The 16600-nt window shown below is 34.1% G+C and carries 12 protein-coding genes; all 12 read left to right on the top strand.

The annotated features are described in order from the left end of the window. The coding region (locus ABIN73_07715) for a hypothetical protein (GenBank protein MEO0269608.1) at positions 1-314 on the top strand (314 nt) is incomplete at its 5' end. Positions 315-389: 75 nt separating this feature from the next. Then, positions 390-1058 carry a MotA/TolQ/ExbB proton channel family protein gene (locus ABIN73_07710; protein ID MEO0269607.1) on the top strand — a complete coding sequence of 223 codons (669 nt, stop codon included), beginning with the start codon at positions 390-392 and terminating at the stop codon, positions 1056-1058. Between the two features lie 4 nt (positions 1059-1062). Continuing rightward, positions 1063-1569, top strand: coding sequence for a biopolymer transporter ExbD (locus ABIN73_07705; protein MEO0269606.1), 507 nt, complete (start codon positions 1063-1065; stop codon positions 1567-1569). Beyond that, the gene (locus tag ABIN73_07700) at positions 1566-1979 is read left to right on the top strand and encodes a biopolymer transporter ExbD (GenBank protein ID MEO0269605.1); all 414 of its coding nucleotides are present in this window, start codon (positions 1566-1568) and stop codon (positions 1977-1979) included. The genes ABIN73_07705 and ABIN73_07700 overlap by 4 nt, the downstream gene beginning before the upstream one ends. 45 nt (positions 1980-2024) lie before the next feature. After that, positions 2025-2630, top strand: a complete 606-nt coding sequence (locus ABIN73_07695; GenBank protein ID MEO0269604.1) for an energy transducer TonB — start codon at positions 2025-2027, stop codon at positions 2628-2630. A gap of 16 nt (positions 2631-2646) precedes the next feature. After that, a complete protein-coding gene (locus ABIN73_07690) occupies positions 2647-5829 on the top strand; it encodes a TonB-dependent receptor (GenBank protein MEO0269603.1) in 3183 nt (1060 codons plus the stop codon). A gap of 17 nt (positions 5830-5846) precedes the next feature. Then, the gene (locus tag ABIN73_07685) at positions 5847-7949 is read left to right on the top strand and encodes a T9SS type A sorting domain-containing protein (GenBank protein ID MEO0269602.1); all 2103 of its coding nucleotides are present in this window, start codon (positions 5847-5849) and stop codon (positions 7947-7949) included. A gap of 14 nt (positions 7950-7963) precedes the next feature. Continuing rightward, on the top strand, positions 7964-8953 hold the full coding sequence (locus ABIN73_07680) for a PorV/PorQ family protein (protein MEO0269601.1): 990 nt from the start codon (positions 7964-7966) through the stop codon (positions 8951-8953). A 13-nt stretch (positions 8954-8966) separates the two neighbouring features. After that, on the top strand, positions 8967-12224 hold the full coding sequence (locus ABIN73_07675; GenBank protein MEO0269600.1) for a T9SS type A sorting domain-containing protein: 3258 nt from the start codon (positions 8967-8969) through the stop codon (positions 12222-12224). Positions 12225-12241: 17 nt separating this feature from the next. Continuing rightward, a complete protein-coding gene (locus tag ABIN73_07670; protein MEO0269599.1) occupies positions 12242-13096 on the top strand; it encodes a hypothetical protein in 855 nt (284 codons plus the stop codon). A 54-nt stretch (positions 13097-13150) separates the two neighbouring features. Next, entirely contained in the window at positions 13151-14872 is a 1722-nt protein-coding gene (locus ABIN73_07665) for a T9SS type A sorting domain-containing protein (protein ID MEO0269598.1), read from the top strand. An 88-nt stretch (positions 14873-14960) separates the two neighbouring features. Continuing rightward, positions 14961-16589: a hypothetical protein gene (locus ABIN73_07660; GenBank protein MEO0269597.1), complete on the top strand. Its 1629-nt coding sequence runs from the start codon at positions 14961-14963 to the stop codon at positions 16587-16589. Positions 16590-16600: the final 11 nt, after the last annotated feature.

Here is a 16600-nt window from a genome sequence, read left to right as displayed (position 1 = left end):
CTGGAACAATTTTATTTATGTTTTCTCTTTTTTATTTTTCAGGAATTCTTTCCAGGATGCTTTCTCTTTTAAGAAAACCAAGGTTTCTTACTCTTTTTCCAATGTTGGGTGCAATTTCTCTCCTTTTTGCTTCTCTGATTCATTTTTATAAAATTATTTTTGTATATCCAAGATTAAAGGTGGCAGGTTTTGAACTTTTTGAAATTTTACTTAATTCTTTTCAACTCACTTTTTTAGAAAATTTACTTTTCCTTATAAGTGCTGTTTTTTCCTTTTTTGCAACATCTATTTATCTTTACTGGGTCTCAAGATGAAGTTGTTGAAAACCTTTAAAAATTTTTTTATAATACATCTTGGTTCAATTCCAGAAAATCCTTTTAAAAACTAAAATGAAAGGTATAATTCCAATTTTGTTAATGTATCAGGCACAAGGTGTGGTTCAGGGAATGGTTGATTATTTCCATAAAGGTGGAGGAGTAATGTGGCTACTTTTAATTATAGCAATTCTCGCCCTTGCAGTTATTATAGAAAGGTTTTACACATTATTCAGATTAAGGGTAAATCCAAGAAAGTTTGTAGTGGAAGTAATTGATATCATTGAGAGTGAAGGAGTTGGTGCAGCAATGGAGTTTTGTTCAAGGAATGCTTCAGTTGTGGCGAAAATTTGCCAGGCTGCTCTTGAAAAAGCAGGAGAAACAAGAGAGATAATTGAGGAAAATGTGGCAAGAAGGGCATCTGTAGAACTTGCTTTTCTTGATAGGGGTATGTTATGGCTCGCTTCCTTTACCACACTTGCTCCTATTTTAGGTTTCCTGGGGACAGTTACAGGTATGATAAGGGCTTTTGCAGCAGTTGCGGCAGCAGGTGAGGTGGAGCCTACCCTTGTTGCTTCAGGAATTTCAGAAGCTCTGATTACAACAGCAACAGGTCTTTTAATAGCAGCACCTATTGTTATTTTTCATACATTTTTCTCCTCCAGGATAAACGCCTTTTCAAAAGAAATGGAGGAAGCAGCAAATACTTTAATTGAATACATTCTTGAATCAAAGGTAAAATAATAGTATGCCTGTTATAGGAAAGAAAATAAAGTATGAACCTGAAATTCCGACAGCCTCAATGGCTGATATTGCTTTCCTTTTGATCATATTTTTTATGGTTACCACAATATTTTCAAGGGATAGAGGCTTAAAACTTATTTTGCCTGAAAAATCGGAAGAAAGTGTTGTAAAAATAAAAAAGGAGAATCTTTTATCTATATTTATAAATCCTGAAGGTAGGATTTTCTTAAGGGATGAATTAACTGAGACTCCTTTTAGTGAATTGAGAGGAAGAATAAAAGAGGAGATACTCAATAACCCTGATAAACTTGTTATTTTTATTAAAACGAATATTAAGGCACCTTACAATGTAATGATAGATGTATTTGATGAAGTTTTACTTGCCTATGAAAAAGCTGATTCAACAATGTGGAAAAAGGGACTCCTTGATAAGAATGGAAATGGAATATTAGATGAGGATGAGAGAATTCCAAGGAAAATTTCTATTAAAGGTATTGGAGGGGAAGCATGAAAATTGAAAGAATTGAAAAACCAAGACCAGTTATTCCAACAGCCTCAATGGCTGATATTGCTTTTTTACTTATTATATTTTTTATGTTAACAACTGTTTTTAGAAAGGAAAAGGGTTTAAAGACACTCCAATTTCCTCAGGCTGAGCAGACACAGAGAATTAAAAAGCACAAGCATCTTGCTTATATCTGGATTTCTAACAGGGGAGATATTTTTGTTCATGATTTACCTGCTGATACAAATTTTATCAAAAGGGAATTTCAACAACTTGTTTTTGAAGATCCTCAGCTTTTGACCATGATAATGGCAGATAAGAGGGTGGAGTATAGGTATGTAAATATGGTGACTGAAGCCTTAAGGAGTGCAAAGGCTTTAAGGGTAAGTTTTAGAACTGATTTTGAGAAAAAATGAAAATTTTACTTGACAAATTAATAATTTTTGCATTAAAATACTAAAATGTTTGATCCAAGAGAAAAATATGATCTTATTTTTCAAATAGCCCTATCAATAACTTTTATATTTTTTATACTTTTATTTTTAGGGCTAAAAGTAAGTGTAAATCCGTATGTTTCGAAGGGTGCAAGGGAAATAATTGTTGAGAATATACAACAGGAAACTATGGAACTTGAGCTTCCTCAACCTCCGCCTAAACCGAAGATAGCAGTTGAGATAGAGGAGGCAGAACCTGAGGAAGAGAATGTTCAAGAGACTATAGGAGAAACAACAGGCGAAATTGAAGATATTACACTACCAACTCCTGAACCAGGTCAGGTTTTCAATGAGTATGAAGTTGAGGAAAAGCCTGTTTTAATTAAAAAGGTTGAGCCTGAATATCCAGAGGTGGCAAGACAGCTTGGTATACAGGGTAAGGGTAGGGCATTGGTAATAGTTGGACCGGATGGAAGGGTGGTAAAAATTGAGAGCATAGTGGTTGATAATGAGATTTTTAGAGAACCTATAGAAAAGGCTGCATTACAGTGTATTTTTAAACCTGCCAAGCAGGCAGGTATCCCTGTTTCGGTTAGGGTTGTTATTCCTTTTATATTTAAATTAACAAAATAGAAAAGGAGGTAAATTTATGGATCTAAAGGTAAAAAGTATTTTTCTGCTCATAGGTGTTTTTTTAACTATCCTATGGGCAGGAACAACCGGTAAAATTTCCGGTCGTGTAACAGATGCCACGACCGGTGAGGGTCTTCCTTTTGCAGTAGTTAAGTTAGCCGGGACGCAATTGGGTGCTTATACCGATGATCAAGGTTATTATGTGATTTTAAATGTTCCTCCTGGAACATACAATATAGAGGTAACATATGCTGGGTATCAGCCAGGTTTGGTTAAAGGAGTAATTGTTGAGGCTGATAGAACAATAGAGGTGAATATAGGGTTAAAGCCTACAACAGTTGAGGTGGAGCCAATTGTTGTTGAAGCTAAGGAAAAACTGATAAGACCTGATCTTCCTGAATCAAGAAAGATAATGAAGGGTGAGGAAGTAACCCAGATTCCTGTTATGAATATTCAGAGTGTTGTTGAAATTTCAGTGGGTGTTGTGGAAAGGGGAGGACTTCATATAAGGGGTTCAAGACCTGATGAAGTTGTTTATGTTGTAAATGGAGTTGAGGTGAGAGATCCCTTTACAGCTTTTACTGCCCCTGGAATTCCACTTCTTGCAATGGAGGAAGCTGGTGTTTCAACAGGTGGTTTTGATGTTGATCAGGGAGCAGCAGCAGGAGGAACAATTAATTTGGTTACAAAGGGAGGCGGGGAAAAATATGATTTTGCTTACAGATTTTCAACAACAAATTTGAGTTTTCTTGGTGATCAAATTAATGGACTTTTAAATGCAGAAAGGGGAGATTACATAAGAGACTTTTTACTTGGATATAACAGGGATATGAAGGCTACAACAGGTAAAAGACACAGAAGAGATGAAATTTTAAATGAATTTTCATTATCAGGTCCGGTGCCCTTTTTTAATAGAAAAACTGCTAATTTTCTTATAAGTGGTGATTATCAAACCAACAAAGGAAGGTTCCCTGTGTACTCGGATGAGAATAAGAGAATGAAAAACTGGGGTTTATCTTTTAGAGTTGATACAAGACCAACACAATATCTCCTTTTATATTTAACAGGATTCTACAGATATGAAAGATTTGGACTTTATGATCCTCAGTTTAGATTTATGCCTGATTTGACTTATGAGTTTTTAAGGAAATTAACAAGTTTTTCAGGTGGAATAAACTGGCTTGTTGCTCAAAAGTATATGAATGAAATTAATGTAGGTTATTTTGTAAGAGACCAGAAGAGGAATATTTTTGAGGATATTGATGGTGATGGTGTAGATGATTTTGATGACAGGGATCTTGATGGATTTGCTGAGATAGACATTGATTATTTTAAGAAAGTTTATTATGATTCAATTCAGGGTAAGTGGATTATAGATAACAATTATTGGTATGGAATAGATTCGGTTGCTAAAATGACCAAGGTTGATAGGAAATATTTCAATGTTAATGAAAAAGAGGGTTATGTGGAACTTCCTTTCTACTGGTGGGAAGATTTTGTTTACGGTTTTTATCCGGGTCAGAGTGCTGCACATCCTGAATGGTGGCCAACTGATCCGAGAGCTCCTTTAAACAGGTATGGATGGGGGCAGAGTTTTGTTCAGGATTTTGATGTTATTGTAGTTAAGTTACCAGATGGTAAAATTGATACTTTTGTAGATATGCAGGGTCGTCTTTATCCTTATCCAATTAAACCTGACTGGCGCTTTTTTGAATATGAAAGGATAGATTCTCTTCCTTCAGGTTCACAGATTTTGGATACAATTCTTTCTGTTGGTAATCTTTATTTACCATATCCTCACAATTTTGATAGGGACCAGTGGGGGTATATGAGAAATTCCCATCTTACCTTTTCCTGGAAGATGACAGCTCAGCTTACAAAGAAAACAAAAACTGCTCCAGGTCATGAACTTTTAGTTGGTGCTGAATATAAAAAGATTAATTTGATGGTATATGATGTAGATTTTGCTTCAGGTGGAAATATTTATCTACAGATGGTTAATCCACCACTTTCAAAAAGACCTTTTGATACAACTTATACTTTTGTTGATTTCCTGAATTCCCATAAGGTAAATCCCTATCAGGTAGCCTTTTATCTCAGAGATAAAATTGAAATGGAGGGAATGTGGGCAAGGGTTGGAGTGAGATTTGATTTAATAGATAATGATGGATACTATTCACCGATTCTTGAATCAAGACCACAGGATGCCTTTATAACAGATCCTGTTTACGGAGTGAAATATTTTTCAGAGGCAGAAAATACAAAGCCTTACTGGATTGTATCTCCAAGGGTTGGTGTTTCTCATCCAATTACTGAGAGAGATGTTCTTCATTTTACCTATGGACATTATTACCAGATACCACCTTATAACCAGACAAATTTCAATTATATTGTGACAGGTGCATTTCCAATAATTGGAAATCCAAGATTAAAACCAGAAAAGACTGTTTCCTATGAGTTAGGAGTTAAGCATGGTTTTACAACAGATTTTATAATTGATATAACAGCTTTCTATAAGGATATTCAGAACTGGGCGAGGACAAAGTTTTATAAAGTTGACCCATTAACAAATGTAACAACATTTTATAATGAGGATTATGGTTCTTCCAGAGGAATTGGCGTTGAGATAGTGAAAAGACCAGGTGGTTTATTTATTCCCTATTTATCCCTTAATATAAACTATACCTTCCAGGTAGCAAAAGGTTCTTTCTCTTCTCCTTATCTTGGTTATTACTGGCAGTGGCTTGGATATCCTCTTCCTCCAAAGGAATCACCTCTTGATTGGGACCAAACCCATTCTGTAAATGCTATATTTTCATGGATTGTTCCTCAAAATAAGAGATTTCTTGGTATTTCTGATTGGGGAGTAACACTTCAGTTTACTTATGGTTCTGGATTCCCATGGACACCTCCTATAAGGTCTGAGAGAGATGCAATTGAGCTTATTAATGCAAGGAGATTGCCTTCCACAAAGAATGCTGACCTTAGGTTGTTTAAGAATTTCCCTCTATGGAAAGGTAATTTACAGGTTTTTATGGATATCTATAATGTCTTTAATACAAAAAATCTTGGAGGTATTGCTGATGAAAACTGGTATGACCAGTTTAAAGACCCTGAGGGTGAGGTAAAGGATTTGAGTGTATGGGAGCCGAGAAGACAGACAAGAATTGGTTTTTACTTTGAAATAGGTGGATTTTAAAAAGGAGGAATTAAATTATGAAGAGATTAATTTTTATAAGCCTTTTGATGGTTGGGAGTGTTTTTTCCTTCAATAAAATTACCTCAAAGTCAGGCGGAGTTCAGGTTTTAAAGGGTCCTCGAGCGATATTTAACCAGACAATACCTGAAGCCTGGAACTGGATGAGTAATTATGGATTTATGGGTGGGGAGGGTGCTGGTAATTTATGGGGATTATCATGGCCAGGTGGTGCTGCAGTAAACAATTATTACTTATGGCTTTCCTATTTTCTTGTTGGGGCAAAGGTTGGTAATGAATATTATGTAACTCAGGCTGATTATACAGCAAATGAATGGTCTCCTTGTGAAAATTTTAAGGAGTATGTTGGTCCTGGAAAGTCAGTTGTTGATATTGTTGTATGTTTTAATGATTGTAAGTCAAATTCAAGGAATTCTCCTGGTAGGCATCTTGGTGTAAAGGTTTTATGGAGAGTTCTTACCTGGCCTAATGAACCTTACAATGATTTTATAGCCTATGAACTTTATATAACATTTAATAAGGATTCTTCAGATATTCCAGGTATAGGAAATCAGTTAGATTCCTTTTTTGTAGGGATGTGGTATGATTGTGATGTTTCCGGTGCTGATGCAAGTAACCCGCATATTGATGACCTTGTTCATTTTACAGGTTGGACAAATAATGAGTGGAGCAACAATTTTAAATTCCCACCACATTCTGATAAGGTAAGCTTCTATGGAGTAAAAGATTCATTCTTAACTTTCTCAGATGGTATAGATGACAATTACTTCATATGGGGTGATGATGAGATGGAACATATAGGAACAACCTGTGTATCAAAGATACCTGTTAGAAAACCGGATAACACTTATGATACTGTTTTAGGTTATCTTATTCCCTATGGTATGAGTTATATTTATGATGGAGATGATCCTGCTGTTCCCGGAAATGATGAGGGTGAAGGTGGAAAGTCTGCTGGTTATTGTTTTGGAGCTTTCATTTATACTCCTCCCTCAGTTTCTGATTCTATATGGATTGATAATGGGGACACATGCAGGATTGTGAGACCATTTTCTCATCAGTGGTGGAACTGGGAATCTGACCCTGGAACTGACCTTGATAGATACAGATACATGAAAGGAAAACATCCTGCAACCCAGGGATATAGATACGCTCCCCATCCCTATGATTTAAATGCATCAGAGTTTGATTATAGATTTTTAAATACAGTTGGACCATATACCCTTAGAAGTGGAGATACTTTGAAATTTGTATGGATTGCCGGTGTTGGTCAGGGTTTAGATGGTGGAATGGATAATTACTGGGGAAGGGGATGGTTGAGAGGTGCAAGACAAACACTTGAGTGGGCATACAGGGCATATTATGCTGGTAATCCTGGAGACCCTGCTCATCCTACAGCTCCAAAGTTTGACCCTGCAAAAGATAATCACTGGAAAATCCCAATTCCGCCTCCTGCACCACTTTTAAAGTATCAGTTAACAAAAAAAGGTGTTCTTCTTGTATGGGATAATTCTGCAGAAGCGTATGTGGATCCTTTAAAGCAAAGACCTGACTTTTTACTTTATAGAGTATATAGAAGTATTTTTGAACCAAGGAATTTTAAACTCTTAGCAGATATAAAAAGAGATGAGATTGGTAGAATCTCTCATAGTTATGTGGATACAACTGCACAGGTTGGATTTCCTTACTATTATGTTGTGACAGCAATGGATGAGGATTCTCTTGAATCTCCAATGGTGAATTACAAGAAAAATCCTGATGGAAGTGCAGTTCCTCTTTATATTACGACGGAACCTGCTGAAAAAGGAGATCTTTCACAGGTAAAAGTTGTTCCTAATCCTTTCCTTGGTTCAGCAAAATGGTCTGCAACTGAGTTATACAGTAAAATTGAATTTCAGAACCTTCCTCCTATTTGTAAGATTTATATATTTACAGCCAGTGGAAAACTTGTAAGGATGCTTGACCATAAGAATTTAACAGGGACAGAATCCTGGGACCTTTTAAATGAAAACGGAGTTAAGGTTTCTTCAGGATTATATTACTATAAAGTTGAGACTCCTGAAGGTAATTCAAAGGTTGGAAAGTTTGTAATACTTGATTAAAAGGAGGTAATTTAATGAGAAAGTTTTTAACTCCCCTTCTTTTATTCCCCCTTTTGCTTTTTGCACAGCAAAAGGTGGGATTTGTGGGTGCTGATTTTCTTTCTATTCCCCTTTTGCCTGAAGCAATGTCTATGGGTGGTGCTTACACTGCTGTTTCAAGTGGTGCTTCAAGTGTTTTCTGGAACCCATCTGGAACTGCTGATGTAAAAGGTTATGAAATTTATACTGGTTATACTATGTGGTTTGAAGATACAAAGGTTCCTTATCTTTCTTTTGTTAAAAGTCAAGGGCTTTATGGGAATTTTGGTTTATTTTTCTCTGGTTTCTTCTCAGGAAATCTTGAAGAATGGACTGTTGAAGGTCCTACCGGAAATACTTTCAGTTATAATGCTTATCAGATTGGGTTGAACTATTCAAGGTATTTTACAGATAGATTTACAGCAGGTGTATCTATTAAGATGGTTAGAGAAAATTACGGACCCTATTCTTCAACTCAGGGAGTTGCTTTCGATGCTGGGACTCTTTTTAATACTGGACTTTATACAATAAAACTTGGAATGGCATTTTTAAATCTTGGACCTGAGCTTAAACCTGATGGTAAATATATTCAGTATATTTATGAAGGAGGTGATATGAGGGAAAATGAAAGGGAGTTTATGAGCTATCCTTTGCCAACGACTTTTAAATTAGGAATTGCTTTTGAACCCTATACTTCAAAGTTTTTAAAGGTAACAGGTGCTATAGAGCTTTTGCATCCAACAGATTATAATGAGAGTTTTCATGCAGGAATTAGATTTGATTTTAATACAATTTATATTTCAACAGGCTACTATTATCTTATAGGTCAGAGGGTAATAGAGGAAAAGTTTAACGAGGGAGGTTTTTCACTTGGTTTTGGGTTGAATGCACCAACAAGGTTAGGAACTATAAAGATTAATTATTCCTTTAATGATATGGGAATTTTGCCTGATGTTAATAGATTTTCTATTAACTTCAGTTTATAAAGGAGGTTAAAAAATGAAGAAATTATTTTTGTTATCCTTGATACTTTTTTTGCCTTTACATTCTTATACAATAGGTCAAAAAAAATCACAGATCTTCTTGAGATGGGGTATAACACTTGCTTTTTATCCTCAGGATATAATTGCAAGGGTAATTGACAAAGTTCAATATGAAGAAGGAGGAACTTTAAAAGATTTGAACTTTGTTGTATGGACTCCTTATGAAAAAATTCCAGTAAAAAGATTTAAAATTAATAAAATATCCGGTAATTTACCTCAAAGGAAATATGGATGGTTAATAGCTTCTGGAATAGGTATTTATAGAACATCTTCTCTTGATAATACAAATCTTCTTGCCTTTTCAAAGATTATTCCTGGTAAAATAATTGATTTTGACGTATCATATAAAAAGAGTGGTTCAGTTTATATCCCTCAAAATGTTTTTGCTGTAGATTCTATGGGGAATATTTTGTTATATAATTCAACAACATTTACTGTTTCAGTAATAGACACGAATCTTAATCCTTTATCAATTTCGCTTGTGACTGGAAAGATTGATACTATTATTTATGCTGGAAGAAGTGATGGTGTTTATTTTGCTAAAATTAATGACAATTATCAAACCTGGACTAAAGTGGGTAATTTAAGTGAGAGAGTAGATATTCTTTATGCGACAAGTTCTTTTATTCTTGCTGCTACCCCTTCAGGTTTATTTAGATGGGATGGAACAAACTGGACTCAGATAAATAATTTAACTATTAATTCAATTAAAGGGACAGGATTACCAAACAGCAGAATATATATGGGGACAACTTCAGGGGCTTATTATTCTGATGATAATGGATTAACCTGGGTTTCAATAAATGCTTTTTCTGGCAAAGATGTTATTTCACTTACTGAAAAAACTTCAGGTTCCTATCCAGGTCTTGGAACTTTCTTTGCTGTTATAAGGAATGAGGGAGTTTATGATGACCTTGGAAATCATTTTACATCAGGTCTTAATGCATTTCTTAATTATGGTGCTTTAAATGGTTTTGATGTTGAATCGGATAATTATAATAGAATATGGTATGCTTGTGAGGCAGGACTTTTTTATCTTAAAGATTTGGGAGGAGGTAATTACGGGTGGAATTTCAATCCTGGAATTGAGGAACAGTATGACCCACAAAAGCCTGAAACTTCAACTATGATAGGGATAAATGTTGCTGATGAGATTGTAAATGCTTTCCTTTCTGCATTTAAACCTTTATTTAGTGATACTCTCTATATAGATTTAGAAAAAATCAAATCTATTTTTTTAAATTACTTTGGTTCTTCTTATCCTGAAGATACTTTCCATTTTGTTATTAATCCTTATTTAGTTACTCCTCCTGATCCCGACGGGAGTCCTCCTTACAAACCTTCTGATATAATGCCTGTATCCCTCTTTACCTTGCATGATAAGTGGCAGGATAATAGTCAAGGGCTAAAAGATGCCATATATGTAAAAGTTGGTTTTGAACTACTTGGAAAAGTTGGTGGTTTTCTATCTCTTACAGATCTTGAAAAGAAATTTGTATTTGATTATCAGTTTGTCAACAGGGGACTCTTTAATTTAAAACCAAAGGAAAATAAGCTTGTAAGAAAAGGTTTTGCTACTCTATTAATAGGTAATTACAAATATGAGGTGGATCAGGCTCCTATAACTGGAATTCCTGGTATTTTTGATTTTACTGAATATTATGATTCTACTGGAACAAATGTAGATATGAATAATATTTCAAAGTATCACGGGGAAGGAGAACCTGAGGCTAATGAATATAGCACTGCAAGAATATTTACCCTTTTAGAATATATAAAGGAAAAGTATGGAATATCAAAAATTAAAGAACTCTTTAGCGACACTTCAACATCTTTAGAAAGATTTAAACCTTACATTTCTCAATGGGCAATTGCTAATGCAAAAAAGGATTATACCTTATTTGTTCCTTTCCCAAAAGAGGAATCTACAACAGAGTTGAGATATGCATTTATTGAACAAGAGCCTTTTTCATATGTAATTTATAATCATAATCCTGATGCAAGCACACATATACTTAGATTTAGTTTTCCCGATGATGCTTCCTATTTTGATGCTCAGGGAAACTGGTTTTCACCTATTGAGGTTTGGAATATAAATTATAAAGTTGATAATACAATAGAGGTAACTAAACTTTTCCCTGATAATACCTTGAGACATACATATTTTGTTCTTTTGAATGATAATACTGTATCCTTGAAACAGCAAATTGTGGTTGTAAATACTGATCTTGAAAGAGTTTTCAGCACGGCAAGGGGAAGAGATTTAGAAGTTCCATACCCCATTTTGATGGTTTTCCAGAACCCTGCTATTGATAACTTTGTTGATGTATATCTCTGGAGTAGAAGAAAGGTTTATAAAGATGTTAATGAGGAAGGTGTGGAGCTTACAATTTCAGAAGGTGGAAGGGTTATTGATGTTGATGAAAATCTTACAAACCTTGCAGGTTCTGCTCCAATTGCTCTATTTACCACATCAAAGGAACTTCAGAGGAAAAGTGCTATATATAACTTTAATGCTTATGTGGAAGATACAACAGGAAATGGAACCAATATTGTTGTTTCTGTTCCTGTTTTTTATGTAACTGGAGGTGGTATTTTTGCTTCTTCTGATGGTTCTATTAAAGTTAATATTCCATCCAATATCAATAATTCCTTTATGCTTACGCTTTCAAGAAATGATAAAATTGCTTTTGATTACATTATTCCTGGTTCAGCAGAAGGTTATTCAGATATTATAACAATTGGGCGCAATGGAAAAGTAATTTCTTCTAACTTTAGAGTGGAGATTATTGATCCTTCATTGAAAAATGAGGGAGTTACCCTTTACAGATATGAAAGTGGGATTGGTTGGATTCCTGTTGAAGGAATTGTTGATAGGAACGAGGGGAAATTCCTCTTTGAGACAAACACTTTTGGAGTATTCCAGGTAAGAAGCGGCGGAGGAGGTTTAAATACTCCATTGATAAAAGCACCACCTATTATGAAGAAAGAGGAGGCAAAAATTTCCTTTTATATTCCTGTTAAAAAGAATGTTGAATTATCTATTTATAATTCATCAGGAAGAAAGATTTCTAAACTACTTAAAGGTGAAAAAGAGCCTGGAATTTATGAATTTACTCTTAATATTCCTTCTCAGGGCACTTATTTCATAGTAGCTGATATAGAGGGATTTTCAACAATTAAAAAGAAAGTTATTGTTTTTGATTCTAAATAAGGAGGGTTGAAATGAAAATGAAGAGCTTTTTATCTTTAACTTTGGTTTCTATGATATTTCTTACAGCCTGTAAAAAGGTTGAGACTGAATTTTCACCGGAGCCATCAAGAGATGAACTTCTTAAAAAAGCGTGGTTCTATTATGATAAGGGAGATTTTGCAAATGCTGAATTCTGGTTTGATTCTCTTATAACTTTAAATCTTCAAGATAGAGAAGCACTTCTTGGTAAAGGATTTACGCTTCTTGAAAGAGAAAATTATGATCTTAGTTCAGCACTTTCTTATTTTTCTCTAATTCTTGCGCTTGATGGAATTTCTTTAGTTGAAAAAAGATTTAAAGAGGTTGCAACAATAGTTCAGGGTCCTTCTCTTCCATATGGAGCGACTTGGGCTATAAAGACAAAAAAGAGAAATATTGTTTGGGTTTCAAGTGTAATTGAAGCACCTGCAAATGTTAAAATTCCTTTTTATTTTGATGATACCCTTGTTTACTTTAAAGGCAGTGCTCCTGATACAGTAACTTTTATAGATTACAGCTATTATGTGCCTCAGATGGGAACAGATGATAAATTTTTATGGGCTTGGGCAGGCATAGGGTTTATATATCTTGCTCAGGACAAAAATTCACTTGCTGCTGAATATCTCTATTCTCTTGCAAAGAGAAGTAGAGCCTTTTATTTTCCTCATTATCCTTTTATAAAATTTACAAATATTATTGGTTCTGCTGCTTATGCTTATTTTAAGGAAGGTCTATACGGAAATGCAGTTGATGTTTTGAAACTCTCTGGCTGGAATGATTATCCTCAGGATCCCTTTGACCCTCTTTCTCGTTTAAAAATTCTTTTAAAAATTGAAGAGTTAATGAATGATTGATTAAAATTAAAAAATAAAATGGGTTCAAATCCCATAAAAAAAGGAGGTTTTTAAATGAGTAATTATAAAAAAATAATAGGAGGAATGCTAATAACTACATTCCTCCTTGCAGGCTATATAACTCCTACTGTGAAGACACATTTTGTTATTGAGAAAGATGTGGTGAGTTCTCTTGACTATTATCTTGCATCCCCTCCTGCATATACCACCTTAACAATAGAGTTTGTTGATACAATGCCCAACCAGTATTCAACCCTTTATACTGCTGAAAAACCCATTAACACGTCTCCTGACCAATCCTGTGTTTTCTTCACTTATAGAAGATTATCAGATAATCCAAACTATCCAGGTTCAGGTAGATTAGCTCTTACATTTACAAAGGATGGTGGAATGACATGGAGCAGGGTATGGCCATACAATGATGATGGTGGAGGAAGGTATCCACAGGTTGGTCCATGGATGGGTAACTCTGATACATTCATATGCTCTTATGCAAATGTTACTCCTGGTTATGGTGCTTCAATAGCAACTGTTCCATCAGATGGTGACCTCAGTCAGGGGAATATTATAAAGTATTATTATGCAACGACTCCCTTTGTCGGTTTTCAGAGTTTTGCAACTGGTTCAAATGACCTTGCCAATTATGTAAACTGGATGATAGGTGCTGATAATAACTATTTTACTCACTGGTGGTGGAGGTTAGGGTTTATTGATCCAGATCCTCCAGCAACAGTATTTCCTAACCATCCTGGTGAAGCTTGGAATACTGATTATTTAGGTGGAACACTTGCAGCACTTGTAAGTCCTGATACAGTAAAAGTTTCTTATGATGATGGTGCGACCTGGTCAAGTATTGTTCTTAATGCGCAGATTCCTGTTGATACATTTACTTTTTCTTATGATAATTCACAACATATTGTTAATGCTTTCTGGTGGACTAATTATTGGGATTTTGCACTTTTGGATGCTTCAACACCAGTAGCGCTTTTCTCTACAACCTGTTTATTTACCAATCCTATTATTTTTGGGACAGCGGATACTTTTGTTGCGGGTAATGGTCTTTATCTTGTGACTCCGACAGCGACATATACAGTGATTGATCCTGATGAGAATATTCCTTTTGTTAACTGTGAGTTAACAATTGATCATGTTAATAATGTTTATTATGTTACATATGTTGGTTATCATACGATTGATTATGTTGATGGTTCAAGGTATGGATGGACTGATATTTATGTTAAGTATTCGACGGATGGTGGGGTGACATGGAGTGCGCCGATAAATATAACAAGGGATGAAGCAGGTCAGCCGACGGATGATAAGATAGAGCATCAGGTTCATACAGTGAAGCATGTATTTGGAGGGGATAAGGTGTGGTTACTCTTTAATGTTGTGAAGGGATGGGATGGAGCTATGGCTGGTTATGATATACACTATGGAGTATACAGGCTTGGAGCAGTGGATCAGACTTATATTCTTACAGGTTATTATCCTCTTATGAGTGTTGGAGAGGGTTCAAGGTCTTTTGTTAAGAGTTCTGGGCTTAAATTTAGTGGTAATGTATACAGGAATGGAACAGTTAGATTTATTTCACCTTACGATGGGAAAATGGTGTTTGAGCTTTATGATTTGAATGGAAGGAAGGTTGAAACAAGGAATCTTTTTGTAAATTCTGGAACCAATGAACTCAGATTTAAGAATTTAAAGTCTGGAGTATATTTACTGAAATACAGAGGTTCATCTGAGGGAACTTACAAGTTTCTTGTTTCTGAATAAGTAAGGATAGAGTTTGTAGCTGTTCAGAGTCCCCCTCCCTTATTTGGGAGGGGTTTTATTTTAAAAACTTAATTTCTTATAATTAAATATGTTTAAATTTATTATTCTTTTATTTCTTTTAAATCAAACAGATGTTAAAATAATTGAGCTTATAAAAAATAATAGACTAAAAGAAGCAGAGAGAGAGTTAAAAGGATTATTAAAAGAGGGTAAAACAAATGAAAAAACTGATTATCTTTTAATATATGTTTATTATACTCTTAATAACCCTGATTCAGTTATAGTTTATTCAAATAAATTTTTAAATACTTACTCTGAAAGCAGTTATAAAGTTCAGGTTCTCTATATGCTTGCTAAAAGTTATGAGAAAAGAAATTTTATGCTCAGAGCTTTCGAAACTTATATTGAAATTGTAAAAACAGGTGATTCTCCTTATTTTAGAGAATCAGAAGGTAAAATACTTAAGCTTGCAGAATCCCTTTCTTTAAGGGAAATTTTAAAAAATCTTAATAAACTTCAAAATAAAAGAATATACCCTGAAATGCTTTCTATTGCTTTTGAAAAAGCAAGAGAAGAAGGAGATTTAAAAGCACAGGAAGAAATTTTCTATATTTTAAAAGAATATTATCCTGAACATGAAAAAACAAAGGAAATAGAAAAAATATTTACAAGAAAAAAACCTGAAATTCCTTTTATAAGAGAAAAAAAAGGTTCAATTTTTCTTTATCTCCCACTCTCTGGTCCTGATAGCTCTCTTGGTAAAGATTTTCTGAGGGGGTTTGAACTTTCCTTTAAATATAAGGATAAAAGCATTTTTGATACAAAAGGAGACCCATTTCAAACTTTTAAATTACTTGAAAATCATCTTTTATTTTCCTCTGATTTTATGGTTTTGGTTGGTCCTCTTTTAAGTAAAAATATTTATACAGCACTCCCTTATTTTGCAAAGAAAAAAGATAAAGTCTTTATTTTACCAGCACTTTCTTATATAAGAGCCTGTGAATTTGGTGAAAATATTGTAACTCTATCAAATTCTATATATCAGGAAATAAGAGCAATTTTAGAAAGATTTATAATTCCTAATAATTTTCAGAGAATATCAGTATTAATACCAAGAACTGAAGAAGGTGAAAGTATTCTATCCCTTTTATATGAATTTTTCAAAGAAAAAAAAGATATTCTTTATATAATGTTTTCACCTGATTCCCCTGATTTTCAAAAGAAAATTGATTTAATGATAAAATTTTTTAAAGACACACTCGGACCCGAAATTATTATCTTTCCATCCGGAACAGATGAGTCCCTTATTTCCCTTTCTTCCCAAGTGGTTTTTAAGGGATTGAAATCAAAAATAATATCAACAGGAAAATTCACAACAGAAGATTTTGCTTTAAAATCAAATAAATATGTAGAAGACAGGGTAATTTTTGCAAGTTCCGGTATCTGGGATAGGTCAGTTTCTGAAAAGTTTATCTCTGAATTTAAAACAAAATATGGTTTTTATCCTGGAGAAGCTGCTTATATTGGCTATGATATAGGTAATATTCTCAATTATGCCTTTGAAAAAGATATTAGAGGTGCTTATTCCTTTTTAAATTTTTTAAATAATCTCGTTTATTATAAAGGTGCTTACAAATTTTACCTCTTCGGAAGATCTTTAGATAATATTAAATTTTATAAGATTAAAAATAAAAATTTTATTCCCTTTGAATATTGATAATTAAATCT

This window comes from candidate division WOR-3 bacterium (assembly GCA_039804025.1).
In the GTDB taxonomy this organism is placed as follows: Bacteria; Hydrothermota; Hydrothermia; order Hydrothermales; family JAJRUZ01; genus JBCNVI01.
This window is presented reverse-complemented; position numbering and strand designations above follow the sequence as displayed.